Annotated in this window: 21 protein-coding genes and 2 tRNA genes; 8 read left to right on the top strand and 15 right to left on the bottom strand. The window is 62.6% G+C overall.

The features are described 5' to 3' along the window. Nucleotides 1–3: 3 nt before the first annotated feature. Nucleotides 4–2,511: an EAL domain-containing protein gene (locus tag AB6N07_RS14645; RefSeq protein ID WP_370673823.1), complete on the top strand. Its 2,508-nt coding sequence runs from the start codon at nt 4–6 to the stop codon at nt 2,509–2,511. 151 nt (nt 2,512–2,662) lie between these two features. Here AB6N07_RS14645 and AB6N07_RS14640 read toward each other — a convergent pair. The 14 genes from AB6N07_RS14640 to AB6N07_RS14575 all read right to left on the bottom strand — a co-directional run bounded on the left by AB6N07_RS14640 (nt 2,663) and on the right by AB6N07_RS14575 (nt 17,740). Continuing rightward, a tRNA-Val gene (locus AB6N07_RS14640) sits at nt 2,663–2,738 on the bottom strand. Between the two features lie 182 nt (nt 2,739–2,920). Beyond that, nucleotides 2,921–3,196 (bottom strand): HU family DNA-binding protein, encoded by a 276-nt coding sequence (locus AB6N07_RS14635; protein WP_026791293.1) that lies wholly within the window; start codon nt 3,194–3,196, stop codon nt 2,921–2,923. A 189-nt stretch (nt 3,197–3,385) separates the two neighbouring features. Then, nucleotides 3,386–5,818, bottom strand: a complete 2,433-nt coding sequence (gene lon / locus AB6N07_RS14630) for an endopeptidase La (RefSeq protein WP_370673822.1) — start codon at nt 5,816–5,818, stop codon at nt 3,386–3,388. A 355-nt stretch (nt 5,819–6,173) separates the two neighbouring features. Next, entirely contained in the window at nt 6,174–7,436 is a 1,263-nt protein-coding gene (gene clpX / locus AB6N07_RS14625) for an ATP-dependent Clp protease ATP-binding subunit ClpX (protein ID WP_370673821.1), read from the bottom strand. 203 nt (nt 7,437–7,639) lie between these two features. Continuing rightward, a complete protein-coding gene (locus tag AB6N07_RS14620; protein WP_370673820.1) occupies nt 7,640–8,266 on the bottom strand; it encodes an ATP-dependent Clp protease proteolytic subunit in 627 nt (208 codons plus the stop codon). Nucleotides 8,267–8,607: 341 nt separating this feature from the next. Beyond that, complete coding sequence (gene tig / locus AB6N07_RS14615) at nt 8,608–9,957, bottom strand: trigger factor (protein WP_370673819.1); 1,350 nt, start codon at nt 9,955–9,957, stop codon at nt 8,608–8,610. Between the two features lie 170 nt (nt 9,958–10,127). Further along, nucleotides 10,128–10,212, bottom strand: a tRNA-Leu gene (locus tag AB6N07_RS14610). 137 nt (nt 10,213–10,349) lie between these two features. Then, on the bottom strand, nt 10,350–10,877 hold the full coding sequence (locus tag AB6N07_RS14605; RefSeq protein ID WP_370673818.1) for a DUF4405 domain-containing protein: 528 nt from the start codon (nt 10,875–10,877) through the stop codon (nt 10,350–10,352). Nucleotides 10,878–10,984: 107 nt separating this feature from the next. Next, nucleotides 10,985–11,380, bottom strand: a complete 396-nt coding sequence (locus tag AB6N07_RS14600; protein WP_370673817.1) for a TfoX/Sxy family protein — start codon at nt 11,378–11,380, stop codon at nt 10,985–10,987. Between the two features lie 41 nt (nt 11,381–11,421). After that, nucleotides 11,422–12,084: a thiaminase II gene (gene tenA, locus AB6N07_RS14595; RefSeq protein ID WP_370673815.1), complete on the bottom strand. Its 663-nt coding sequence runs from the start codon at nt 12,082–12,084 to the stop codon at nt 11,422–11,424. After that, nucleotides 12,081–13,217 (bottom strand): tRNA guanosine(34) transglycosylase Tgt, encoded by a 1,137-nt coding sequence (tgt, locus tag AB6N07_RS14590; protein ID WP_370673814.1) that lies wholly within the window; start codon nt 13,215–13,217, stop codon nt 12,081–12,083. Before tgt ends, tenA begins: the two co-directional genes overlap by 4 nt. A gap of 131 nt (nt 13,218–13,348) precedes the next feature. After that, complete coding sequence (locus AB6N07_RS14585) at nt 13,349–16,576, bottom strand: efflux RND transporter permease subunit (protein WP_370673813.1); 3,228 nt, start codon at nt 16,574–16,576, stop codon at nt 13,349–13,351. Next, a complete protein-coding gene (locus AB6N07_RS14580) occupies nt 16,573–17,526 on the bottom strand; it encodes an efflux RND transporter periplasmic adaptor subunit (RefSeq protein WP_370673812.1) in 954 nt (317 codons plus the stop codon). The genes AB6N07_RS14585 and AB6N07_RS14580 overlap by 4 nt, the downstream gene beginning before the upstream one ends. A gap of 13 nt (nt 17,527–17,539) precedes the next feature. Then, nucleotides 17,540–17,740: a DUF2892 domain-containing protein gene (locus tag AB6N07_RS14575; protein WP_370673811.1), complete on the bottom strand. Its 201-nt coding sequence runs from the start codon at nt 17,738–17,740 to the stop codon at nt 17,540–17,542. A 323-nt stretch (nt 17,741–18,063) separates the two neighbouring features. On the opposite strand from AB6N07_RS14575, the gene AB6N07_RS14570 reads away from it, so the two are divergent. The 4 genes from AB6N07_RS14570 to AB6N07_RS14555 all read left to right on the top strand — a co-directional run bounded on the left by AB6N07_RS14570 (nt 18,064) and on the right by AB6N07_RS14555 (nt 21,521). Further along, nucleotides 18,064–18,957 (top strand): ROK family protein, encoded by an 894-nt coding sequence (locus AB6N07_RS14570; protein WP_370673810.1) that lies wholly within the window; start codon nt 18,064–18,066, stop codon nt 18,955–18,957. Continuing rightward, complete coding sequence (locus AB6N07_RS14565) at nt 18,954–19,682, top strand: copper homeostasis protein CutC (RefSeq protein WP_370673809.1); 729 nt, start codon at nt 18,954–18,956, stop codon at nt 19,680–19,682. The genes AB6N07_RS14570 and AB6N07_RS14565 overlap by 4 nt, the downstream gene beginning before the upstream one ends. Then, nucleotides 19,679–20,545, top strand: a complete 867-nt coding sequence (locus AB6N07_RS14560) for a DMT family transporter (RefSeq protein WP_370673808.1) — start codon at nt 19,679–19,681, stop codon at nt 20,543–20,545. Before AB6N07_RS14565 ends, AB6N07_RS14560 begins: the two co-directional genes overlap by 4 nt. 145 nt (nt 20,546–20,690) lie before the next feature. Beyond that, entirely contained in the window at nt 20,691–21,521 is an 831-nt protein-coding gene (locus AB6N07_RS14555; protein ID WP_370673807.1) for an SDR family NAD(P)-dependent oxidoreductase, read from the top strand. Nucleotides 21,522–21,538: 17 nt separating this feature from the next. Here AB6N07_RS14555 and AB6N07_RS14550 read toward each other — a convergent pair whose 3' ends face one another. After that, nucleotides 21,539–22,483: a malate dehydrogenase gene (locus AB6N07_RS14550; protein WP_370673806.1), complete on the bottom strand. Its 945-nt coding sequence runs from the start codon at nt 22,481–22,483 to the stop codon at nt 21,539–21,541. Between the two features lie 380 nt (nt 22,484–22,863). Here AB6N07_RS14550 and kdpF point away from each other — a divergent pair, with 380 nt between their 5' ends. Genes kdpF through kdpB form a run of 3 tightly spaced genes read left to right on the top strand, consistent with a single transcriptional unit; the run spans nt 22,864 to nt 26,751 of the window. Continuing rightward, a complete protein-coding gene (gene kdpF / locus AB6N07_RS14545) occupies nt 22,864–22,953 on the top strand; it encodes a K(+)-transporting ATPase subunit F (RefSeq protein ID WP_370673805.1) in 90 nt (29 codons plus the stop codon). 22 nt (nt 22,954–22,975) lie between these two features. Beyond that, nucleotides 22,976–24,679 carry a potassium-transporting ATPase subunit KdpA gene (gene kdpA, locus AB6N07_RS14540; RefSeq protein WP_370673804.1) on the top strand — a complete coding sequence of 568 codons (1,704 nt, stop codon included), beginning with the start codon at nt 22,976–22,978 and terminating at the stop codon, nt 24,677–24,679. 26 nt (nt 24,680–24,705) lie between these two features. After that, nucleotides 24,706–26,751: a potassium-transporting ATPase subunit KdpB gene (gene kdpB, locus AB6N07_RS14535; RefSeq protein ID WP_370673803.1), complete on the top strand. Its 2,046-nt coding sequence runs from the start codon at nt 24,706–24,708 to the stop codon at nt 26,749–26,751. Nucleotides 26,752–26,761 lie beyond the last annotated feature (10 nt).

Genomic DNA, 26,761 nt, shown 5'->3' with positions numbered 1-26,761 from the left:
CCGATGAACTGGCATGAAGATCTGACCGGTAGCGTAAGAGATGCGAGCATCCGGACCAAGTTGTCCGGCGCGCTCGTTTTTGTCTTATTGCTGATCGCCGCGGTCAGTACGTTGGGTGTCGTTCAGGTTATATCGGTCAACAAGGTCACGACCGAGATTCGCGAAGTCCGGCTGCCGCAGGTGGAACTGCTGGAGAAGTTGCGCCGTCTTGCCTTACAGCACAATCTTGTCGTCATGCGGCGCCTGCAGGTTATCGACTATCGGAACCTGGCCGAGATCGATGCCAACCTCAAACAAACCCGTCTAGAGCTGCAAGATGCATCGGCGAGCTTCAAGACCACGATCAGTTCGCCGGACGAAGAGCGGCTGTTCGCCATATTCTCGCATGCCTGGGACATCTATCTCGCTTCGCTCAATCAGGTGAACGATGCAATCGAGAGCGGTGAGCTGGAAGAGGCCACCGAGTTTGCCAACGGCACGACTCGGCTCCAGTATCAGGCAGCCGTAAAAGAGCTTGAGAATCTCATCGCCTATGCCAAGGCCCAATCGGAAGACGCCGCTGCGCGAGCCTCTAGTGCCGTTTCGCGGGCTGTCGGCCAATCGCTCCTGGTGCTGGTCGTTGCCAGCCTAGCCGCGCTAGCTACGATCTTCTGGGTCCAGCGCAACGTGTCCGGTCCGCTCCAAAGCATCGCCCATGCCATGCGCCGGCTGACGGTGGGCGACCACACGACACCTATTCCCGAACCGACACCGCGGCGCGACGAAATCGGCGTGCTGGTGCTCGCACTTGCCGGTTATCGCGATGCTCTGATCCATAGCCGGGAGTTCGCCCATAATGCCGAGCGGGAATGGGAACGCCTTAGGGCCGCGGTCGCCAACATGCCTGTCGGTCTCTCGATGTTTGACGCCTCGGATCGCCTCATCATCTGCAACCGCATATTTTGCGACATGTATGGCCTGGAGCCAGAGGACACCCTGCGCGGCCGCACCTGCCGTGAGATCTTCGGTGACGCGGCGCGCCACGCGGACATCTACACTCCGATCGCTGACGTTCTGAGCGAAGTTCGCTCCGACCACGGGGCCGCGACCCATTTGGTATATGAGACCGGCGACAACCGTATCCTGGCATTAGGCATTCAGAGCATCGCCGGCGGTGGCTGGATCGCCATCCACGAGGACATCACGGCGCGTCGTCGCGTCGAGGAAAAGATTCGCCATATGGCACGCCACGACGCGCTCACCGACCTCGGTAACCGCCTCCTATTCCGCGACAGTCTTGAGGGAGCACTGACCGAACTTGCGGACGAGAAAAACGTCGCCGTGCTCTGCATCGACCTGGATCGGTTCAAGAACGTCAACGACACCCTCGGCCACCCGGTCGGGGACGCGCTCCTGCAGGCGGTCGCCAAACGTTTGAGGTCGTGCATCAGCCAGAACGACATCGCCGCGCGCTTTGGCGGCGATGAATTTGCCATCATTCAGCTGGGGCCTGTTCACCAGCCAGAAGCTGCCAGCGATCTCGCCCGCCGCATCGTTCGAATCGTCGGGGAGCCCTACGAGATCGAAGGCCAGCAGCTCATCATCGGTGCCAGTGTTGGCATCGCCATAGCCCCGCTCGATGGCAGCAACGCCGATACCCTGCTCAAAAACGCCGACATGGCGCTCTATACGGCCAAGGCCGACGGCCGTGGCGTCTACCGTTTCTTCCACGATGAAATGAGCCTGCGTTCTCAGACGCGGCGCCTGCTTGAACTGGAACTGCGCAGGGCCTTGGTCTCGCAGGAGCTTTGTCTCCACTATCAACCGATGTTCAGCATGGAAAATCGCGAGATCATCGGCTTCGAGGCGCTTCTTCGCTGGAACCATCCAACGCGGGGCCTCGTTCCTCCCAACGACTTCATCTGGTTGGCCGAGGAAGTGGGGCTGATCGTTCCGATCGGCCAATGGGTCATGGAGCAGGCATGCCGCGATGCAGCGAGTTGGCCGGGCTACATCACCATTGCTGTCAACGTCTCGCCGGTTCAGTTCCGCGACAGGACCTTCGCCGATCAAGTGGTTTCGGCGCTTGCTGCTTCTGGCCTGGAAGCTGACCGGCTGGAGATCGAGATCACCGAACGCGTGCTGATCGCTGACACCTCAACGACCCTCGCCATTTTGCAGCGACTGCACGAGATCGGCGCTCGAATCGCTATGGACGACTTCGGCACCGGCTATTCGAGCCTCGGCTATCTGCGTCAGTTCCGCTTCGACCGGATCAAGATCGACCGTTCCTTCGTCGCCGACCTCGGGGAAGATGACCGGGAATCGCTCGCCATCGTCCGGGCCGTCGCCGGCCTGTCATCCAGCCTGAACATTGCCACCACGGCCGAGGGTGTGGAGAGCGAGCAGCAGTTCGAGCGCCTGCGCGCAGAGGGCTGCGACACGGTACAGGGCTTCCTGCTGGGAAAGCCGGTACCGGCGGAGGACGTCACTCGAATGTTCGAGGAAGGTACAGCTATCTCTGCGGCGTGAGGGTGTAGGTCTCTGACAACCCCGGAGCCAGCGAATTCAGCGGCGCTTGCCTCGTTGTACGGAGTACCGCAAAGGCATCGCTCTACCTCAACGCAGGGCGCGACATCACGCTCAGCCGACCAACCCCAAAACTTCACCGATGTATTGAAAATGGTGGGCGGTGACGGTCTCGAACCGCCGACATCCAGTGTGTAAAACTGGCGCTCTACCAACTGAGCTAACCGCCCGCCACGACCGCCTCGAAGGCGATTGGCCCCCTGCTCTACCGACTCAGTCGACCGATTGCAAGACCGAGTCCTCCGCCTTCGAGTGAGTGAGACGGAAAACAAAAAGGGCGCGACCGTTACCGGTCGCGCCATTCAAATTTCCATCGGCCCAGTCCGTTTGTGGACCGGGCCGATCAAAGAGGTCAGCCGTTGACCGCGTCCTTGAGGCCCTTGCCCACGCGGAACTTCGGCTGCTTGGAGGCAGCGATCTTGAGCGGCTCGCCGGTCTGCGGGTTGCGACCCTCGGAAGCGGCGCGCTCGGTCACAACGAAGTTGCCGAAGCCGACGATGCGAACTTCATCGCCCACCTTCAACGCTTCGGTGATCGTCGCGAAGACCGCGTCGACGGCCGCACCGGCCTGCGCCTTGTTGAGCGACGCCTTCTCGGCGACCTGCGTGACCAGATCGTTCTTGTTCATGTCGTGTCCCTTTGTCTGACTCTGTCGGCAGCGGACTTGTCCGTCACCCCGGCGGCACGTTTCCCGGATTTCCGGGGAAAATCAAGTGCGGAAAGACCGCTTATGCGCGATTTTTTGCCGGAAGACAAAAAAGACCCGGGCTTTGAAGGCCCGGGTCCGGAATTTGCTGGACAACTTGCGTCAGTTGGCTCAGTGCGCGGTGATCAACGTCAAATCGCCCACTTCGCCATCTGCGACCGGCTTGGCCGCCGGTTCCTTCGATTCGTCCCACGTGATCGGCTCAAGCGGCCTCAAGAGCGCCACTTTCAGCACCTCGTCCATATGGGCGACGGGAATGATTTCCATGACATTGCGAACGTTATCAGGAATGTCGGCGAGATCCTTGGCATTCTCGTCGGGGATCAGCACCGTCTTGATGCCACCGCGGTGAGCGGCGAGCAGCTTTTCCTTGAGACCACCGATTGGCAGGATGCGACCACGTAGCGTGATTTCGCCGGTCATGGCCACGTCGTGGCGCACCGGCACACCGGTCATCACCGATACGATCGAGGTGACCATGGCGATACCAGCCGACGGACCATCCTTCGGCGTAGCACCCTCGGGAACGTGCACGTGGATGTCGCGCTTGTCGAACAGTGGTGGCTCGATGCCGAAATCGACGGCCCGCGAGCGGACATAGGAGGCCGCCGCCGAGATCGATTCCTTCATCACGTCCTTGAGGTTGCCGGTCACCGTCATGCGACCCTTGCCCGGCAAGCGTACGCTTTCGATGGTCAGCAACTCGCCGCCAACTTCGGTCCAGGCGAGCCCCGTGACGACACCAACCTGGTCGGTGCCATCGGCCTCGCCGTGCCGGTAGCGCGGCACACCGAGATACTGTTCCACTTTCTCAGCCGTCACCGTGATCGACTTCAGCGCGCCCTTCGACTTTTGCAACTCCGTCACCGCCTTACGGGCAAGCGACATCATCTCGCGGTCGAGGTTACGAACGCCGGCCTCGCGGGTGTACTGACGGATCAACGAATGAATGGCGTCGTCGGTGAGTTCATACTCACCGGGCCGCAGGCCATGGTCAGCGATCGACTTGGACAGCAAGTGTCTCTTGGCGATCTCGACCTTTTCATCCTCGGTGTAACCGGCGATACGGATGATTTCCATGCGGTCCATCAGCGGGCCGGGAATGTTCAGCGTATTGGCTGTCGTCACGAACATCACATCCGAGAGGTCGTATTCCACCTCGAGATAGTGGTCCATGAAGGTGTGATTCTGCTCGGGGTCGAGAACCTCCAGCAGTGCCGACGACGGGTCGCCCCGGAAGTCCATTCCCATCTTGTCGATCTCATCGAGCAGGAACAGCGGGTTGGACTTCTTGGCCTTCTTCATCGACTGGATGACCTTGCCGGGCATCGAGCCGATATAAGTACGGCGGTGACCGCGGATCTCCGCCTCGTCACGCACGCCGCCGAGCGACATGCGCACATACTCACGCCCCGTCGCCTTGGCGATCGACTTGGCGAGCGAGGTCTTGCCGACACCCGGCGGGCCGACGAGGCAGATGATCGGCCCCTTCAGCTTGTTGGCCCGGCTCTGCACCGCCAGATACTCGACGATGCGCTCCTTGACCTTGTCGAGCCCGAAATGATCCTCGTTCAGCACCGCCTCGGCGTAAGCGAGGTCGTCGCGGGTCTTGGAACGGGTCTTCCAGGGAATGCCTAGAATCCAGTCGAGGTAGTTGCGCACCACGGTGGCTTCGGCCGACATCGGCGACATTTGCCGAAGCTTCTTCAGCTCGGCACTCGCCTTCTCACGGGCTTCCTTCGAGAGCTTGGTCCGCTTGATGCGCTCTTCGAGTTCGGCAAGCTCGTCCTTGCCCTCCTCGCCATCACCGAGCTCTTTCTGAATCGCCTTCATCTGCTCGTTGAGATAGTACTCGCGCTGCGTCTTCTCCATCTGCCGCTTGACGCGGCTACGGATGCGCTTTTCCACCTGCAACACGGAGATCTCGCTCTCCATCAGCCCCAGCACGCGCTCAAGCCGTTCGACCACCGACTTCAGGGACAGAACGTCCTGCTTCTCGGAGATCTTGACGGCGAGGTGGCTGGCGATAGTGTCGGCGAGCTTGGCGTAGTCGTCGATCTCCTTGATGGTGCCGAGCACCTCAGGAGACACCTTCTTGTTCAGCTTGACGTAGTTGTCGAACTCGACCAGCACGGAACGGGCCAGCGCCTCAACCTCGACGCGGTCGCTCTCGACCTCTTCGATCGGGCGCACTTCGGCTTCGAAATAGTCCGAACGGTCGATGAAATTGATCACTTCGGCCCGGCGAGCACCTTCCACCAGCACTTTCACCGTGCCGTCGGGCAGCTTCAGGAGCTGGAGCACCGTTGCCAGCGTGCCGACCGTGTAGATGTCGCCGGAGGCAGGATCGTCGTCGGAGGCGTTTTTCTGAGTGGCAAGCAGAATCTGCTTGTCGGCCGTCATCACTTCTTCGAGGGCGCGAATGGACTTCTCGCGGCCGACGAACAGCGGCACGATCATGTGCGGGAAAACGACGATGTCGCGAAGTGGCAGGACTGGGAAGACGTCCCGTTCGGCGCCAGTCGCGGGAGTGGATGCGGCCATGAGGTGGTTTCCTTTCTGGTGGCCCGCCGGCTTGGCCTGTCGGCGCCGACGTCCGTCGCACGCGGTTTACGGCAAGGGCCGCCGACCGGATGACCGGAAGGCCCATGTTCGGCAACGGGTGAGAGGATCGGAGGTCTGATCCGCTACGTGGCCGTCAGGTCCGCCCCTCGATGGGCACAAACCTAGGCGCCATTCCCGTTTCCGTTGCCGCCGCGTAAGCGGATACATGGATCGCGGCGACTGTGCTTTCAAGGCCTTGACACGAAAGCGTCAATGACCCGACGCACAACGCTCCCAGTCCACGGGACCGGGAAGCTGGACGGCAAATATTCCATCGCCGCCCAGAGAAAGCTTGTCAGGCGCCCGTGCCCGTGTCCTCAAGGCGCTCGCCGTAAACGTAGATCGGCTTGGCCTTACCGACGACGACATCGGCGGAAATCACCACTTCCGTCACGTCCTCCAGGTTCGGCAGCTCATACATGGTCTCGAGCAGGATGCCTTCCATGATCGAGCGGAGACCACGGGCACCCGTCTTGCGGTCGATCGCCTTGCGTGCGATGGCGGCCAGCGCGTCTTCTTGGAAGGCGAGCTTGACGTTCTCCATCTCGAACAGGCGCTGGTACTGCTTGACGAGGGCATTCTTCGGCTCGGTGAGGATGATCACCAAGGCGGGCTCATCGAGATCCTCAAGCGTGGCAAGCACCGGCAGACGGCCGACGAATTCGGGGATCAAGCCAAATTTCAGAAGATCTTCCGGCTCCACATGGGCGAACAATTCGCCGGTGCGCCGATCTTCGGGAGCTGCCACCTGCGCCTGGAAGCCGATGGACGTCGACTTGCCGCGCGCCGAGATGATCTTCTCAAGACCGGCGAAGGCGCCACCGCAGATGAACAGGATGTTGGTCGTATCGACCTGCAGGAACTCCTGCTGCGGATGCTTGCGACCGCCCTGCGGCGGCACCGAAGCCACGGTGCCTTCCATGATCTTCAGCAGGGCCTGCTGCACGCCCTCGCCCGACACGTCGCGGGTAATCGACGGATTGTCGGACTTGCGGGAAATCTTGTCGACCTCGTCGATGTAGACGATGCCGCGCTGAGCGCGTTCGACGTTGTAGTCGGCAGCCTGCAACAGCTTCAGGATGATGTTCTCGACGTCCTCGCCGACGTAACCGGCCTCGGTCAGCGTCGTCGCGTCGGACATGGTGAACGGCACATCGATGATGCGGGCCAGCGTCTGGGCAAGCAGCGTCTTGCCCGAGCCCGTCGGCCCGATCAGCATGATGTTCGACTTGGCCAACTCGACGTCATTGTTCTTCGACGCGTGGTTGAGGCGCTTGTAGTGGTTGTGAACAGCCACCGCCAACACCTTCTTGGCCTTGTCCTGGCCAATGACGTAGTCGTCCAGCACCTTACGGATTTCCGCGGGCGTCGGCACGCCGTCCCGTGATTTCACGAGATTGGACTTCGACTCCTCGCGGATGATGTCCATGCAGAGTTCCACGCATTCATCACAAATGAATACCGTTGGTCCCGCGATGAGCTTGCGGACTTCGTGCTGGCTCTTGCCGCAGAACGAACAGTAGAGGGTGTTCTTCGACTCGCCGCTAACCTTAGTCATCCAATCATTCCCGCTCGGTTGACGGACGGTCCGCCGCCGCGCCCTTGGGCGGGTAGAAGACCGAACCTTCCCTCTCGAACCCTTCTTCAGTGACCGAATCCGCCGGAACCGCCACTCGCGCATGCTGCGCCAAAAGGACTCAAGATAGCTTTAACGTACCGATCTCAGTGCGCCGGCGCCTTCGGCGCCGACAAACCTCTTTCTCAGGGCAGATCTGGAGCTGCCCGCTTCGCAATGACGTCGTCGACAAGACCAAAGGTCTTGGCGGTCTCGGCATCCATGAAGTTGTCGCGCTCAAGTGCCTCTTCGACCGAGGAAAGATCCCGGCCCGTGTGATGGACATAAATCTGGTTGAGGCGATGCTTCAGCTTCAGGATTTCCTGGGCGTGCAACATGATATCCGCCGCCTGGCCCCGGAAGCCACCCGACGGCTGGTGAACCATGATACGCGCGTTGGGCAACGAGAAGCGCATGCCGGGCTCGCCAGCGCAAAGAAGCAGCGATCCCATTGAAGCGGCCTGCCCGATGCAAAGCGTCGCCACCTTCGGACGGATGAACTGCATGGTGTCATAGATGGCGAGGCCCGCCGTCACGTAGCCACCGGGAGAATTGATATAGAGGGAGATCTCCTTGTTGGGATTCTCCGACTCAAGGAACAGAAGCTGGGCACTGACAAGTGTCGCAACACCGTCATCAATCCCGCCGGTAATGAAGATGATCCGCTCCTTGAGGAGGCGCGAAAAAATGTCATAGGCGCGCTCGCCACGGTTCGTCTGCTCGACGACCATCGGGACCAACGTGCTCATGGTGAAATCGACAGGATCCTTCATACGTTCCCTCGGCGTTCGACGAACGAACCGCCCTTCCATGGCCTCTTGAGGCTTGGTGGATCAGCGGTGACGTCGCCCTCAAATCACTCTTGCCGTGATCGTTACATCCCAACCCGGCACTTGGCTACACCAAAGCCTCTGAATTTTCGCTGCATGGTGTACGGCCCCTCCATGCCTCATATAGGCTTTGGGGAACCTTCCATGAAAGCCACGTATGCATCGCCGGCAAACTCTGCAAGCGGCAGGAACCACACGCAGAGCTGCCCGACACAAAACGCAACGGGCCGGGGCGTCACCGCCCCGGCCGCGGAATTTCGTCATAGGAGAAGCGGAGAAGCCGATCAGACGGCTTCTTCCTCGTCGTCCTTGAACAGCTCTTCCTTGGTGACCGTCTTGTCGGTGACCTTGATGAGACCGAGAAGAACGTCGACCACCTTCTCTTCGAACACCGGCGCCTGCAGCGAGGCAAGCGCGTTGGCATCGCGGCGGTAGAAGTCAAACACGGCCTTCTCCTGACCGGGGAACTGGCGAGCCCGCTCGATCAGAGCGCGCTGCAGTTCCTGCTCGTTGACCTGCACCTTCTCGCGCTCGCCGAACTTCGACAGCACAAGACCGAGACGGACGCGACGCTCGGCGATCTTGCGATAGTCGGCGCGGGCCTTCTCCTCGGTGGTCTCTTCGTCCTCGTAGGTCTTACCAGCGGACTTCATTTCCGCCTCGACCTGATTCCAGATGGCGTTGAATTCCTGCTCCACCAGCGTTGCCGGCAGCTCGAAGGAATACTGGCCATCAAGGGCGTCGAGCAGCTGGCGCTTCACCTTCTGGCGGGTCTGGCCGCCGTTCTGCGACTCGATCTGCTGCTTGACGATGTCCTTCAGCGCATCGAGATTGTCCATGCCGAGCGTCTTGGCCCAGTCGTCGTCGAGCGCCAGCTCGCCAGGGGCGGCCACTTCGAACACCTCGATATCGAAGGTGGCGGGCTTACCGGCCAGATGCTTGGCCTGATAGTCCTCGGGGAAGGTCACTTCAATGACCTTCTTGTCGCCGACCTTGGCGCCGATCAACTGCTCCTCGAAGCCGGGGATGAAGCGCCCCTGGCCAAGGAAGATGGCGGCGCGGTCGTCGGCGCCACCGTCGAAGGGCTCGCCATCGATCTTGCCGAGATAGGAAATGGTCAGGCGGTCGCCATTCTCGGCGGCAACACCCTCCTCGCGGGCGACGTAGGAACGGGCACCCTCGGCGATCTGGGTCAGGCGCTCGTCGACTTCCGAATCAGCTACCTCGACAACCGGACGCTCGATGGCAATGCCGTCGAGCGACGCCAGTTCGAACTCGGGCACGATCTCGTAGGAGAGATCGTAGGCAAGATCGAGGTCACCCGACAGGATCTTCTCGGCATCTTCGTCGGAGAGCTTGATCTGCGGCTGCATAGCAGCCTTCTCGGAGCGCTCCTCGAGGGCCTTGTTCGACGTCTCGCCGATCACGGTGTTGACGATCTCGGCCATGGCCGACTTGCCATAGAGCTTCTTGAGGTGAGCCTTGGGAACCTTGCCGGGGCGGAAGCCGCGAATCTGGGCGCGCCCCTTCATGTCCTCGAGATAGGCATCGAGCTTTTCGGCGAGTTCTGAGGCCGTGATGACGATCTTGAGCTCGCGCTTCAGGCCTTCGGTCGAGGTTTCAGTCACCTGCATGGATGTGTTCTTTCGTCTCTGATCCCGAGAACGCCTCACAGACCGTTCCGGAGGTTTTCCCTGCCGACCCGGCCCGAAGAAGCGGTTCAATTCTGTCTTCACCACCGGCGGGACGCCTTGGAGACGTACCTGACACCGACCGCATCACCCTCGATCACGGTGGGCCGATCTGGTGCGGGCGAAGGGACTTGAACCCCCACGGCTTGCGCCACTGGAACCTAAATCCAGCGTGTCTACCAATTCCACCACGCCCGCGATCTAAACCACACCGATCATCGCCTCCGATGCTCGAAGCGGGGTCTCCATAGCAAACTTCCCCGCAGGCACAAAGCAAAAAGGGGAGGATTCGTGATGAACCTCCCCTTTGGTCGAGTTTGCCGGCTTTGCCGGGCTCACGGCGCGGGCTGGCCGACGGGGGAAGCGGAGGTCAAGGCCGCGCCCAACAGATCGAAGCTATCGCGTCCGGATGCCTTGGCGAGACTGGCCACCGTGTCTTCCGCCGACGTCACGTCGACACCGATCGTCTTGAGCCGCGCCGTTACCGTCGCCTCGTCGGTACGGGCAAGCGCGGCCAGCGCCGTCATCGAGGCGTTGTTGAGGGCGCCAAAGGCGGCCATGCGCGGATTGCCGCCTGCCGAGGCTCCCGCGCCCTCATAAGCGAAGGCACCGGCGGCGACGAGGCAGACGACGGTCGAGACCCACATGGCCGAGCGGCGGAAATAACTTAAGAGCGTCCGCCAATTGCGCCAGACATGCAGCCCGAAGGGCACGATCAGGAACATCGACAGGATCTCATGCATCTCGCGAAAATACTGGTTACCGACGCCTAAGAACAGCGCGATACCCGAAACGAGGGAGATCAAGAACAGCCACGTCGTCAACGGCGTGGCGTAGCGCATCAGAACATCCTTGGCGGACATGGGAGGACCCAATCACTAGAGAGAATTCGAAAAAGCCAGCCCCCTGGCTCCCCTTCCCTCTAGCACCGCCCCCCGTCCCGATCCTCTCAAGACGATATCGAAGTGTATCAAGCAGTACCGGCTGCGGGCTTTCGCTTCCGGCTGGCCTTGCGTTCCTTTTCCTCGGCCTTGGCAGCCTCGCTCCGTCGGGCAACACCCACGGCGGCACGACACCAATCGAGGAACTCGTCCTGTTCGTCGTAGAGCCGCTCCGGCGCCCGCCAATAAGGCATCTGCGCGGTGCGCCCGTCCTTGGTGGTGTATTCAAATTGCGGGCAATCCTCGGCGACAAAACGACCCCGCGTCTCATCATCGACCTTGAAATAGAGGCTACCGTCGATCTCCAAGGCGAACACCATGCCATCTTGATAGATGGAGAGCCCACCGAACATCTTGCGGAAGGTGACGCCGCCAAGCGGCTCCGTCAGTTCGCGCAGGAATTCCCGAAAGCCATCGTCCGCCATGATCGTCCCCGTCAATGAATGACGAGAACATAAAGCGAACACTAGGCCCTGTCGAGTCCCATCTGCCAGAACGCAGCCTCCAGTCGGCTAGCCTGGGCGAACAAGTCGCGGAGTTGGCGGAAGCGCGCTTGTCCAACCTCCCCACCGGCGAGCGCATCGAGATGGGCGATGGTCGCCGCGCCCACCGACTGGTAGCCCTCGGCGGAATACTCAGTGATCCACGGAGCGTAGGGATTTTCGGGCGACAGGGCACCGGGGATGCCGGCAAGGCGCTTGCCGATCACCGCGTATCCGATCATGCAGGGAGCAAGCGCCACGTGAAGGTCGAGAAGATCGCCGCGAACGCCCCAATCCAGCACGAAGCGGGTATAAGCCGTGGTCGGCATGTCCTCGTCGGCCGCTTCGAGATCGGCCGGCGCCAGCCCCCAGCCGGCGCAATATTTGACATGCAGCGCCATCTCCCCGTCGAGAATCGCTCTGAGCCCGTCGAGGCCATAACGCATTTCCTCCATCGTCCTGCCCTTGTAGGCGGCAAGCGCGTAGGCGCGGGCGAACTGGATAAGGAATAGGTAGTCTTGGACGAGGTAGTGGCGAAATGCCGCTTCGGGCAGCGTACCAGCCGCCATCATCTCCACGAAGGGGTGTTCGACATAGGCGCGCCAGTCGTCGGCACTGGCATCGACGAGACGGTCGAATAAGGTCATCCGTTCTCTCCTCGCGCCCAGGCGGCCTTCGTTTCAGCCTTGAACTCCTCGAAGCGACCGGCCTCGATGGCGTCGCGGATGCCCTGCATCAGCGTTTGGTAGTAGGCGACGTTGACCCAGGTGAGCAACATACCGCCCAGCGCCTCGCCGGTACGCACCAGGTGATGAATATAGGCGCGCGAATAGTCGCGGGCCGCCGGGCAATCCGAGGTGGGGTCGATCGGCCGCGGGTCGTCCATATGGCGGGCATTCTTGAAATTGAGCTTGCCGAATCGGGTGTAGGCAAGGCCGTGACGGCCGGCACGTGTCGGCATGACGCAGTCGAATTGATCGATGCCGCGTGCCACGCTCTCGATGATGTCGTCGGGCGTGCCGACGCCCATCAGGTAGCGCGGCTTGTCGCGTGGCAGGATCGGGTCCACGACATCGATCATTCGCAGCATTACCGCCTGCGGCTCGCCGACGGCGAGACCACCCACTGAATAGCCCTCGAAGGGCATGGTGGAGAGTTCGTGGGCACTCACCTCGCGGAGGGCGGGCACGTCGCCACCCTGCACGATGCCATAGAGCCCCTGCCCTTTCCGAGGCCCACCCATCGCCTCGAACTGCTGGCGCGACCGCGCGGCCCAACGCAAGCTGAGCTGCATGCCGCGCTCAACTTCTTTGGGCTCGGCCGGCAGGCGGACGCATTCGTCGAGCTGCATCTGGATATCGGAACCGAGCAGCCCCTGGATCTCGATGGAGCGCTCCGGCGTCAATTCGTGTCGGCTGCCGTCGATGTGGCTCTGGAAGGTAACGCCACGCTCGTCCATTTTCCGAAGCTGGGCGAGCGACATCACCTGGAAGCCGCCGCTATCGGTCAGGATGGTGCCGCCCCAGGTGGAGAACTTATGCAGGCCGCCGAGCGCCGCTACCCGCTCGGCACCGGGCCGGAGCATCAGATGGTAGGTGTTGCCGAGAATGACGTCGGCGCCGGTCGCCTTGACGTCGTCCATGAACATCGCCTTGACCGTGCCGAGCGTACCGACCGGCATGAAAGCCGGCGTACGGACGACGCCATGCGGCGTAACGATCTCGCCACGGCGCGCCCGACCATCGGTCGCAAGAAGGCGGAAGGAAAAAGGCTGGGTCATCGGCTTGGCTTTCCGGCGCTAGGCGGCTGTCCCTCTCCGTTAAGAAAAGGGATCGCCGCCCGCCAATAGCGAAAAACGCCGCCGGCAACAACGGTTGTTAGAGCCGGCCCGAAACGCGCTGGATCGGGCGGCTAGCTTCGGAGCAGCCGATAGATGGCTGGAATGACCAGCACGGTGAGCAGCGTTGATGACGCAAGACCGAACAACAGCGATATGGCGAGCCCCTGGAAGATCGGGTCGGTCAGGATCACCGCCGCGCCGATCATGGCGGCGAGCGCCGTCAGCAGGATCGGCTTGAAGCGGATAGCTCCCGCTTCGATCAGAATGTCGGCCAGCGGCCGCCGCGCCACATGGGATACCCCCTCCTCGTCCTCCATCGTGACTTCGCGCGGTGCGTGGCGAATGAAGTCGACGAGCAGGATCGAGTTGCGCACGATAATGCCGGCGAGCGCGATGAAACCGATCATCGAGGTCGCCGTGAACGGGGCATGAAACAGCCAATGTCCGCCGAGAATGCCGATAAAGGTCAGCGGGATAGGCGTCAGGATGACCAGCGGCAGCTTGAACGAACCGAATTGCGCGACCACCAGGATGTAGATGCCGAGGATGGCGATGGCAAAGGCTGCCCCCATGTCGCGGAAGGTCACCCAGGTCACTTCCCACTCGCCATCCCAGAGCAGCGTCGATCGGCTCTCGTCTGCCGGCTGGCCATGCAGCGCGACCACCGGCTTTTCAAGGCCCGTCCAGTCCTGCCGGTCGAGCGCTTCGTTGACAGCCAGCATGCCGTAAAGCGGCGCCTCGAAGGCGCCGGCAAGCTCGGCCGTCACCATCTCGGCAAAGCGGCCGTTGTGGCGGAAGATCGGGAAGGATGCCTTTTCCTCTTTCACTCGCACCACGTCGCCGAGTTCGACGACGCCACGGTCGCCGGGCAGGACATTGGCCGGAATGGGCGTGGTCAGTGCCGTTTCGTCCAGCACCTTGTCGCCCTTCGGCCGCTCAACCACGATCGGAATGGCCGCCCGGCCACCACCGCGATGCGAATAGCCGACCGTCGACGAGCCACCAAGAATGGCCAGCGTGTCGAACACGTCGCTCTCCTCGACGTGGAAAAAATCGAGATCGTCGGTGGAGATCGTCGCCCTCAGCCGACGGGTCGGTACGCCAAAGGAGTTGTCGACGTCGACGATGAATGGCACCTCGCGGAAGGCGGCTTCCACCTTTTCGGCCGTGCGGCGGCGTTTGTCGGCGTCGGGGCCGTAGATCTCGGCAAGCAACGTGGCCATCACCGGCGGTCCCGGCGGCGGCTCGATCACTTTGATCGACGTGCCGGCCGGCACCGGCAGCGCCATGACGCGTTGGCGGAGATCAAGGGCGATGTCATGCGAGGCCCTCGCACGTTCGCCCTTGCCCGTCAGATTGACCTGCACATCACCAAATCGCGGCTGGGTTCTGAGATAGGATTGACGCACCAGGCCACTGAAATTGAAGGGCGCCGACGTGCCGGCATGAGTCTGGGCGGACACCACTTCCGGCAAGTCGAGCGCCACCTTCGCCACGGCCTGCGCCACCGCGTCGGTCGCCGCCACTGACGAGCCTTCCGGTAGATCGATGGTGACGGCGAGCTCCGCCTTGTTGTCGAAGGGCAACAGCTTCACGGTGACATGCTTGGTGTAAAACAGCGTCAGCGAGCCGAGCGTCATCACTCCAACGGCAAGCAGAAAGGCGAGGCTCCTTCCCTTGCTTGCCAGGATTGGCCGCGCCACGACCGCATAGGCCCGCCCCAGAGGGCCACCGCTGTCCGTTCCCTGATGATGGTGCGTCGGGCCGTTTCCGGCCACCTTCACCATCAGCCAGGGCGTGACGATCACCGCCACGAAAAAGGAGAAGATCATCGCCGCCGAGGCATTGGCCGGAATGGGGCTCATGTAGGGGCCCATCATGCCGGAAACGAACAGCATCGGCAGCAGCGCCGCGACGACGGTCAGCGTCGCAACGATGGTCGGATTCCCAACCTCGGCGACGGCGGCAATGGCGCCGTCGCGCCGGCTTCGCTCCCCGCCCATCCCCCAGTGGCGGGAAATATTCTCGATGACGACGATGGCGTCGTCGACCAGGATGCCGATCGAGAAGATCAGCGCGAACAGCGACACCCGGTTGAGCGTGTAGCCCATCACCTTGGCAGCGAACAGCGTGAGCAGGATGGTGACCGGGATGACGACCGCCACCACCACCGCCTCGCGGAAGCCGATCGCCACCCACACCAGGGCGATGATCGACAGCGTCGCAAGACCGAGATGGAAGAGCAGTTCGTTGGCCTTTTCGTTGGCCGTCTCCCCATAGTCGCGCGTCACCTCGACGCTCAGACTGTCGGGGATCAAATTGCCTTTGAGGCTATCGACTCGGGCGAGGATGTCGTGGGCGACAGTGACCGCGTTGGCGCCGGCCCGCTTGGCAACAGCCAGCGTGACCGCCGGCAACCGCCCGACCGAACCGTCGGCTGCCTTGCTGACGCTGGAAACGTAGAGGTCGGCGGTATCCTGAACGAACGATACGTCGGCAACGTCGCGCAAGTAGACCGGGCGGCCATCACGCGTCGTCAGCAGGAGGTTGGCGATCTCGGCCGGCGATTGCAGCGTCTCGCCGGCTACCATCTGAATCTCTTGACCATCCCCCCGGATCGTGCCGGCCGGAAACGACCTGTTGGCAGCGGTAACCTTGGCCGAAAGCTGCTGCAGCGTCACGCCATAAAGGGCAAGCCGATCAGGGTCGGGCGCGACGCGGATGGCATCGCCCGTTTCACCTACCAGATAGGTCAGACCGACATCGTCGACCTTGGCAATCTCGCTGCGAAGCTCGCGGGCAACGCGCGTGAGATCAGCGGCGGTGACCGATGCAGCCGCCTCGGGCTTCGGCGCCAAGGTCAGTGTGACGATGGCGACATCGTCAATGCCACGGCCAACGATGCGCGGCTCGGCGATGCCAACCGGAATGCGATCGAGGTTGGCGCTGATCCGGTCGTGGATGCGCAGCACCGCCGCGTCGGCCGACGTGCCGACCAGGAAACGGGCGGTGACCAGCACTTGCTCGTCGTGGGTCTGCGAATAGACGTGCTCGACGCCGTTGATGGCCTTGACGATGGTTTCGAGCGGCTCGGTGATCAGCTTTTCCGCATCTTCGGCCTTGAGGCCGGGCGCCGACACGTGAATGTCGACCATCGGCACCGATATCTGCGGTTCTTCCTCGCGTGGCAGCGTCACAAGAGCGACGAGACCGACTGCGAAGGCGGCCAGCAGGAACAACGGGGTCAGCGCCGAGCCGATGAAGGCGCGAGTGAGATGGCCGGCGATACCGAGCTTCATGGCAGCACCACCGCGTCACCAGCGGCAAGACCGGTCAGGATTTCCACGTCGCCACCATGTCGTTCGCCGAGCACCACCGTACGGTCGGACTCCGCTCCGCCAGAGGCAACGCGCAACGTATCGATTCCGGATCGGCTGGCGACGGCGCTGACCGGCACCAGAATCGCCTGCCGCGTGCCGATAGGCACACGCACCAGGACGCGAGCGTCGACGAAATCGGTAACCAGGCCCGGCACTTCAACATCGGCGGTAACACGGCCGTTTTCGATCTGCGGATAGATCTTGGCGAGCCGCCCTTCGAGGGTACCTCCCGTCGTCTCGACGGCAAGCGAAGCGCCCGCCTCGAGCAGCGCGGCATGGCGTTCGGGAATGGACAGACGCAGGAAAAAGCCACCGCCGCCCAAGGTGGCGACGGTTTCGCCCGCCATCACCACCGACCCCTTGGTGACCGGCACAGTCAAAACCTTGCCGTCATCGGGGGCCAGCACGTCACCTTCAGCACCCTGCTGGATGACCACTTGCCGCTGCGCCTCGGTGGCGGCGATCTGGTTGCGAAACACGTCGACCTGAGTCCGGAGCTGATCCAGGCGTTGACTGGTCGTAACCCCCTTGTCGACCAACGTCTGGCCGCGCGCGAGCTCGGCCACCGCGTTCTGCAATTGCGCCTCAAGCGCCTTCATCTGAGAATCAAGAGCCGACACCTGGAAGTCGATCTTGTCGTCGCGCACGACAGCGATGCGCTGGCCAGCCTTCACCGTATCGCCCTCCGAAACGTCGAGCGAAATCAGCGTGCCACCGACGCGAGCACGGGCGGCGAGGCTGTCGCGCGCCTCGACGCGGCCGTAGACCGCCTTCCATTCCGGAACGGCGACCGGCTGAACAACAAGCGTGCCGGCCTGGGCAAGCGAGGTAAGGCAGAGCGAAACGAGCCCGGCAACGATGATGCGCATGACGACCTCCCGATCAGAAGGCGGTACCGGGCTTCACGCCAAGCTTGCGGAGGACGATCGCCGCTGGACAGAACCCGGTGAAGGCCGACTGAATGAGGTTGAAACCAACAAAAGCCGTCAGCCACATGAAATAGGACGAGACGAAATAGGTGAGCAGCAGCGAGACGAGCAGCACGCTGCCGGCGAAGGCGAGAACGGCGCGATCCAGAGTCATTGGTCATCTCCGTTTAGATCGTATATTATAATATTCTCATACACAGATGAACACAAGAAATGCAAGTCCTTCCGCGTTCGTCGGCGAACGGTCGCCAGAGCGTGACTGAGCGGCTCGCAAGATATCGACAGGCTGAAACGCCGTGGAGGTCCTGTCAATCAGACCTGCGGCGAGAAGGCGACAATTTGTATAGTGATTACATCAAGATAATGGATTCGGCACCGATCAGGAGCCCCCAATCGCCACAGTCCACAAAGCGCGTATGGTCGCTTTTCAGCCTGCTTTGATGATAGCCTCCGCTCCCGAATCTCTGAGAGGACTGCATGGTCATAGCCTTCGACATTGGCGGCACGAAAATCGCGGCGGCGCGAGTTGGTGCCGAGATGACGGCCAACGAAATCGGCCGCCTACCGACTCCCACGCGTGACTATGACGCTTTCTGCGCTGCCATCGCCGATCTCGCCGGACCCGGCGATGAGCCGATCGGCATTTCTATCGCAGGCGTGGTCGATCCCCGTGATGGTCGGCTCACCGTCGCAAACATTCCCTGCGCCGATGGAAAGTCACTCGCCGCCGACATTGAGACGCGCCTTGGCCGGCGCGTGAGCGTGCTCAACGACGCCAAGGCATTTGCGCTTGCCGAAGCCGCCGTCGGCCTGGGCAAGGGCCATGCGTCGGTCTTCGCGGTGATCATCGGCACGGGCATCGGCGGTGCCTTCGTGCTGAACGGCCGGCTCGTCATAGGCTCGACCGGCAGCGCCGGCGAATGGGGCCATGGCCCAGCGGCGGCGACCCGCACCGTCGCCATTTTGCCGAACATCCGCTGCGGCTGCGGCCAGCCAGGCTGTCTCGACACGCTGGGCGGCGCGCGTGGCCTCGAGCGCCTGCATCGCCATCTCTCGGGGATCGAGGCGGACAGCCCCAACATTCTCACCGCTTGGCAGCAAGGCGAGCCGGACGCCGTACGCACCCTCGACGTTTATCTCGATGTCGTTGGCGGTGCGCTCGCCAACGCAGTCAACATCCTCGATCCAGACATCGTACCCATCGGCGGCGGCCTTGCCCGCAACGGGGCACTCATTGCAGCCATCGACGCCGAGGTGCGGGCTCGCACGCTCGGGAGCCGGGCAATGGCACTCTGCGTACCCACCGAGGCCGGACCGGAAAAGGGTCTTGTCGGAGCCGCGCTTTACGCATCGGAAATAGCCTTGTCATGACCGTTCACCTCGAAGTCTGCATCGATGACGTCGCCAGCCTCGACGCCTGCGCCAAAGGGGGCGCCGACCGGATCGAGCTTTGCTCGGCGCTGGACCTCGGCGGGCTCACCCCCTCGCCCGGCCTAATCGCCGCCGCCGCGAAATCCGCCTTGCCGGTCCGCGCCATGATCCGGCCGCGCGCCGGCGACTTCCGCTTCACCGAGGCAGAGGTGGACGTCATGCTGGCCGACATTGCAGCGGTGCGGGCTGCGGGCCTCTCCGGTGTCGTGCTCGGCGCGATGACCGCTGACAATGAACTCGACAGATTGCTACTGACCCGCCTCGTCGCGGCGGCAGGCGATCTAGGCAAGACGCTGCACCGCGCCGTCGATCTGCTGCCCGATCCGGTCACCGCTGTCGACCTCGCCATTGACCTTGGCTTCGACTGCATCCTCACCTCCGGTGGCGCGCTCACCGCCGAGGCTGGCGCCTCCGTCATAGCCGCCATGGTGGCGCGCTCTGCCGGCCGCATCGACATTATGGCCGGCAGCGGCGTCCGGCCGGAGAATGCGGCCGCCATCCGGTGCGCTGCCCGCGTCGGCTGGTTGCATTCATCCTGCGCGCGGGCCGAGGCCAACGGAGGCGACATCCGTCATTTCGGCTTCGGGCCAGCCGAGCGTCGCCTTACCGCTCCCGACCTCGTCCGGACGCTCAAGGCGGCCGCTACTTCTGGAGACCCGTCTTGAACGTCAGCGACAACATCAGGGGCGCTATTCTCGCCGTCTGCGCCTTTGGCATCTTCTCGGTCGCCGACACCGTCGTCAAATATGAGAGCCAGTTCGTTCCGGTTTCCGCCGTCACGGCGATGATCACCGGCGCCGCGGCGTTGTTCATCGCACTTTATGCCGTCCTGAAGGGCGAGGGCCGCGCACTTGTGCCGGTGACGCCGGCCTTCACGCTCGGCCGCGGCGCCCTGCTCGCCAGCGAAACGGCGATCATCTACTATGCCTTCTCGGCCATTCCGCTCACCGACGTCTACGTCCTCACCTTTCTTGCTCCGATCTTCGTTTCGATTTTCGCCATCGTCGGCCTCGGCGAACGGCCGTCGCCATGGGTGGCGGCCGGCGTCCTGCTCGGCTTCGTCGGCGTGCTCGTCGCCTTCCGCCCGGGCGCCATGGGATTCGGTCTCGGTCATTTTGCCGCCGCCGGCTCGGCGATGATCTTCGCGGTGACGCTGGTGATGATCCGCGTTGCGGCGCCGCGAGAATCCGACCTTGCCTTGGTCATCAGCCCAATGGTCATTCTGGCAATCGGCAGCAGCATCTTCACGGCACTGACCGCCGGCTTCCCAGCCATATCGGCTGGCGAAACAGCGCTTCTACTTCTTGCCGGATTCTGTCTGTTTGCCGGCAATCTGCTGATCGTCCGCGCCTATCGCGTCGGCGCGGCATCCTTCCTGGCACCTTTCCAATATTGCCTGATCTTCTGGGGCCCGCTCAACGGCTGGCTGGTGTTCGGCGCCAGCGTCGAGCTCTTCACCTGGATCGGCGCCGCCATCATCATTGCCGCCGGGCTCATGGTCTTGCGGGCTGAACGGGCCAGCGCCTGAACAGCTGGTCTTCGTCAAGATCGCCGTTTAGTCCCCCATTTCGGCAGGCCTGCTTGATGCTCGCAGCCCCGCAAGGTAGCTTTCACCGAAGCGCCAAATGACAACGTAATCATACTACAAAACTGTCGCACCAGGGGAGAACGCCATGACAAGACTCGAAGGAACGGTCGCCGTCATCACCGGCGCCGGCCGGGGCATCGGGCGGGAGATAGCTCTCCATCAGGCCCGTGCCGGGGCCAAGGTCGCGGCGCTTGCCCGCACCGCCCGCGAGATCGAAGAAACCGCCGCCCTGATCGCCGCCGAAGGCGGTACGGCGATCGCCGTTCCCGTCGATCTTGTCGACCGCGCCGCCGTCGAAGCAGCCATTGCCCGCATTGGCGTCGAACTCGGACCGATCGACACCCTCGTCAACAATCATGGCTCCTTCCGCGCTTTCGGGCCGATCTGGGACTGTGATCCCGAGACATGGTGGGGTGACATCGAGATCAACCTGCGCGGCACCTTCCATACCTGCCGCGCCGTGGCCCCGGCCATGCGAGCGCGCGGACGCGGCCGCATCATCAATCTGGTCGGCGGCGGCACCGGTAGCAGCTTCCCCAACGGGTCCGGCTACGCCTCCAGCAAAGCGGCGATCATGCGCTTCACCGAGTGCTTCAACGACACGGTGAAGGATGCGGGAGTGTATGCCTTCGCCGTAGATCCGGGGCTGGTGCGCACGTCCATGACCGAACTCCAGCTCTATTCGGACGAGGGCAAGAAGCACCTGCCCGACATCGAACGGCTATTCGACGAGGGCGTCAACATCCCGCCAAGTCGCGCCGCCGCCCTGATCGCCGACATCGCTGCCGGTCGCTTCGATCCGCTGGCCGGCCGCATGCTACGCGGCGTCGAAGACCGCGACGCGCTTGAAGCGGCGATGGACGACCTCGTCGCCACCGATGGCCGAGCGCTGAGGCTGACCCGCCTGGATATTTGACGAAACGGCGCGGGCGACTACCCAGCCGTCTGCGTTTCAGCCTTTGCCAACAGCGCCAGCACGTGAGCGTGCGATGCTTCGAATGCCGCCTGTTCCTCGTCCGTGAAGCGGCAGGCAACGACAGCCTCGCGGCCGGCACGGCCAATGACGCAGGGCACGCTCATCACGACGTCGGAGACGCCGTATTCGCCCTGCAGCAGCGTGCCGACCGGTAGCACCGAGCGTTCATTGCCAGCTATCGCCCGGATGATGCGGAACACGGAGGCGGCAATGCCATGGTTGGTGTTGCCCTTGCCGGCAAAGATGTCGAGACCAACCTGAAGCACCCGCCGCCGAACCTCGGCGCGGTCGATCAGCGGCAGTCCATTCAGCTCGCAATAGCTATCCACATCCAGTCCACAGACATTGCACAGGCTCCAGGGGATGAAACCGGTATCGCTGTGATCGCCAAGCACCCAGCCGAAGATATTCTTGGGGTCGATTGCCACATGCTCGCTGACGATACGCATGAAGCGGGCGGTATCGACGATGGTGCCAAGGCTAATCACCCGTTCCTTCGGGAACGACGAGTGGCGCAACACAACCTGGACCAAAATGTCGACGGGATTGGTGACCATCAGCACGATGGCACCGGGTGAAGTCCGCTCCACCTCGGCGATGATCGACTTCATAATGGCGCTGTTGATCTGTGCCAGCGCGTCGCGCGTCTGCCCCGCCTTGATCTGAGCGCCAGCGGTGATCACCACGATATCGCTGCCAGCGGAGTCCGCGTAGTCACCTGCGATGAGGCTAGGGTTCTGCGCATTGATGAAAGAGGTCGTGTGCGAGAAGTCCCATATCTCGGCCTGCGCCTTGGCGTGAGCTTGATCGACGACCACGATTTCCGAGGCGACACCGCTATTGAGAAGATGGCCGACCACTTCGGTGCCGACCGCCCCCATGCCGATGACCGTGACCTTCATCGCTGCCTCCTGACGCATGACCTGACAGCCGAATCTAGATCACTTCGGGGCCGGAGAGGCAATCACCGGGCGTAATCGATACCCCGCGATTCCTATGACTTTTTTATATCTTTGCCCTCCGCTCCGTCTCGAACGCCTATGCGGTTCGGACCTATCTTGAGTGCAGAATTCATCCCCTTCACGCCAGCCTCCACGGCAGGGTGCGAGATGAATTCGCATGCGGCGAGATCTTTTCTGAAGTTGAAGCTCCCACCGCATCGAACCGACTTGGGAGTCCCGTCGATGGACATCGTCTTGTTGCTTTCCGGCATCGCCTTTTTCGCGCTGATGCTTGGCTACGTCCAAACCTGCGAACGACTTTGAGCGCTGGAGTACCGAAAATGCTTTTCGAATACATTCTAGGCGCCGCAACGGCGGCGTTCCTATCCGGCTACCTCATCTACGCTCTCGTCCGCCCTGAACGCTTCTGAAGCACCGGCCAGGAATATTCACATGACCATCAATGGATGGATACAGATCCTGCTCTTCTGCGGGGTTGTCATTCTGCTCATCAAGCCGCTCGGCGGCTACATGACGGCGGTCTTTGCCGGCGATCGGACACCACTGTCATCAGTCCTGGGGCCCATCGAGCGCGGCCTCTATCGCTTCGCCGGTACCAGCGAACGGGAGGAACAGCACTGGACCGTCTATGCGGTGTCCATGCTGCTGTTCAACCTCCTCGGCTTCCTGCTGCTCTATGCGGTACTGCGCCTTCAGGGCTGGCTGCCACTCAATCCGACGGGCATGGCGAGCGTACCGCCGGAGCTTGCCTTCAATACGGCCGCCAGTTTCGTGACCAACACCAACTGGCAGAACTACGGCGGCGAAAGCACTATGTCGTATCTGAGCCAGATGCTGGGGCTGACGGTCCAGAACTTCCTGTCAGCGGCCACTGGCATTGCGCTGGCCATGGCGCTGATCCGAGGCTTTGCCCGGAAATCAGCCCGCACGGTGGGTAATTTCTGGGTCGATATGACGCGCAGCACCCTCTACGTACTGCTGCCGATCTCAATCGTGATGACGCTTGTCTTCGTCGGTCTCGGCATGCCGCAGACGCTCGGCGCCTCTATCGACGCGACGACACTGGAAGGCGCAAAGCAAACCATCGCGATCGGCCCGGTCGCTTCCCAGGTCGCCATCAAGATGCTTGGCACCAATGGCGGCGGCTTCTTCAACGCCAACGCCGCCCACCCCTTCGAGAACCCTGATGCCATAGCCAACTTCATCCAGATGGTGTCGATCTTCGCGATCGGCGCGGCCCTGACCAACGTGTTCGGCCGCATGGTCGGCAATCAGAAGCAGGGTTGGGCTATTTTCGCCGCCATGGGCACGCTGTTTCTCATCGGCGTCGTCGTTTGCTACTGGGCCGAGGCGGCCGGCAATCCGCTCGTCCATGCTCTCGGCATCAACGGCGGCAATATGGAAGGCAAGGAAACCCGCTTCGGTACCGCACTGTCGGCTCTCTTCGCCGTCATCACCACCGCGGCCTCCTGCGGTGCGGTCAACGCCATGCACGATAGCTTCACGGCTCTCGGCGGCATGGTCCCGATGATCAATATGATGCTCGGCGAAATCATCGTCGGTGGCGTTGGCGCCGGCTTTTACGGCATCCTGATGTTCATCGTCATCGCCATCTTCGTTGCCGGCCTGATGGTTGGCCGCACGCCCGAGTATCTCGGCAAGAAGATCGAGGCGAAGGAAGTAAAGATGGCCATGCTGGCCGTGCTCTGCCTGCCGCTCGCCATGCTCGGTTTTGCCGCCGTGGCTGTGGTGCTGCCGACCGGCGTCTCCTCGATCGCCAATGCCGGACCACACGGCTTCTCGGAGATCCTCTACGCCTACACCTCGGCGGCGGCGAACAACGGCTCGGCCTTCGGCGGTCTCACCGGCAACACGTCCTGGTACAACATCACCCTCGGCCTCGCCATGCTGATGGGCCGCTTCCTGGTCATCATCCCAGCTCTGGCCATTGCCGGCTCGGTCGCCGCCAAGAAGACCGTTCCCGAATCCGCCGGCACCTTTCCCACCGACGGTGGCCTGTTCGTTGGTCTTCTTGTCGGCGTGATCGTCATCGTCGGCGGCCTCACCTTCTTCCCGGCACTGGCACTCGGACCGGTGGTCGAACACCTGGCGATCGCCGCCGGACAGACCTTCTGAGCCGCCCGAGGGCCAAGGAGTTTCCCATGAGCAAGTCAATATCCGCGAGCCTTCTCGATGCTCGCATCCTGTTGCCGGCGATCGGCGGAGCCTTCCGCAAGCTCGATCCGCGCAGCCTGATCCGCAATCCGGTCATGTTCGTCGTCGCGGTCGTCTCGGCACTGACCACAGTCCTTCTCATCAAGGATTTCATCACAGGTAACGGGCATCTCGGCTTTTCCTTCCAGATCGTCGTCTGGCTCTGGTTCACCGTGCTGTTCGCAAACTTTGCCGAAGCGGTCGCTGAAGGCCGTGGCAAGGCGCAGGCCGACGCGCTGCGCCGTACCCGCACCGAAACGCAGGCCAAGCTACTGACCGGCTCCGACGGCAAGGCCTATCGCACGGTTCCCGGTCATAGCCTCAAGGTCGGCGACGTCGTGCTCGTCGAGGCGGGAGACATCATCCCCTCTGACGGCGAAGTGATCGAGGGTGTCGCCTCGGTCAATGAGGCGGCGATCACCGGTGAATCCGCCCCGGTCATCCGCGAATCCGGCGGCGATCGTTCCGCCGTTACCGGTGGCACCGAAGTGCTCTCCGACTGGATCCGCGTCCGCATCACGGCGGCCGCCGGCTCCACCTTCATCGATCGCATGATCGCACTTGTTGAAGGCGCCGAGCGGCAGAAGACGCCCAACGAGATCGCGCTGAACATCCTTCTGGCCGGCATGACGCTGATCTTCGTGCTGGCGACCGTCACCATACCAAGTTTCGCCAGCTATGCCGGTGGCTCCATCCCGGTGGTCGTTTTGGTCGCCCTGTTCGTGACGCTGATCCCCACCACCATCGGCGCGCTTCTGTCGGCCATCGGTATAGCCGGCATGGATCGCCTGGTCCGCTTCAACGTGCTGGCCATGTCCGGCCGCGCGGTCGAGGCAGCCGGGGATGTCGATACGCTGTTGCTCGACAAGACCGGCACCATCACGCTCGGCAACCGCCAAGCCACAGCTTTCCATCCGTTGAACGGCGTCACTCCCGAGGCCCTCGCCGATGCGTCGCAACTCGCCTCGCTGGCCGACGAGACACCCGAGGGTCGATCCATCGTCGTGCTCGCCAAGGAGAAATACGGCCTGCGCGGCCGGGAGATGGAAAGCCTGCACGCCACCTTCGTTCCCTTCACCGCCCAGACGCGAATGAGCGGCGTCGACTACGACGGTCTCAGCATCCGCAAGGGCGCCGTCGAGGCCATTCTCGCTCAAGCCGATCCGGCCGCGGCGACGGCACTGCGCGAGGCGCGGTCGATCGCCGACGGCATCGCCAAGACAGGCGGCACACCACTGGCGGTGATGAGAAACGGCCAACTGCTTGGCGTCGTCGAGCTCAAGGACATCGTCAAGGGAGGCATCCGCGAACGCTTTGCCGAGTTGCGCCGCATGGGCATCCGCACGGTGATGATTACCGGCGACAACCCCATGACAGCCGCCGCCATCGCCGCCGAGGCCGGTGTCGACGATTTCCTCGCTCAGGCGACTCCCGAGGATAAGTTGAACCTCATCCGTGCCGAACAGGCCAAGGGCAAGCTGGTGGCCATGTGCGGCGACGGCACCAACGACGCGCCGGCTCTCGCCCAGTCGGACGTCGGCGTCGCCATGAACACCGGCACCGTCGCCGCCCGCGAAGCCGGCAACATGGTGGACCTCGACAGCGACCCAACCAAGCTCATCGAGATCGTCGAGATCGGCAAGCAACTGCTGATGACGCGCGGCGCCCTCACCACCTTCTCGATCGCCAACGACGTGGCCAAGTATTTTGCCATCATCCCCGCGATGTTCCTCGCCTTTTACCCCCAGCTCGGCGTCTTGAACGTGATGGGTCTTGCAACCCCGCAAAGCGCCATCCTCTCGGCGATCATCTTCAATGCCCTGATCATTGTGGCGCTGATCCCGCTGGCGCTGAGAGGCGTCCGTTACCGGCCAGTCGGCGCCGGTGCGCTGCTCACGCGCAACCTCCTGATTTACGGCCTCGGTGGCATCATCGTGCCCTTCATCGGCATCAAGGCGATCGATCTCGCCGTCACCGCCCTCGGCCTCGTTTGAAGGAAACCTG

Origin of the sequence: Pleomorphomonas sp. PLEO, from assembly GCF_041320595.1 — a bacterium.
Classification (GTDB): domain Bacteria; phylum Pseudomonadota; class Alphaproteobacteria; order Rhizobiales; family Pleomorphomonadaceae; genus Pleomorphomonas.
The sequence above is the reverse complement of the archived record's forward strand: the minus strand, read 5'-3'. Positions and strand labels throughout refer to the sequence as shown.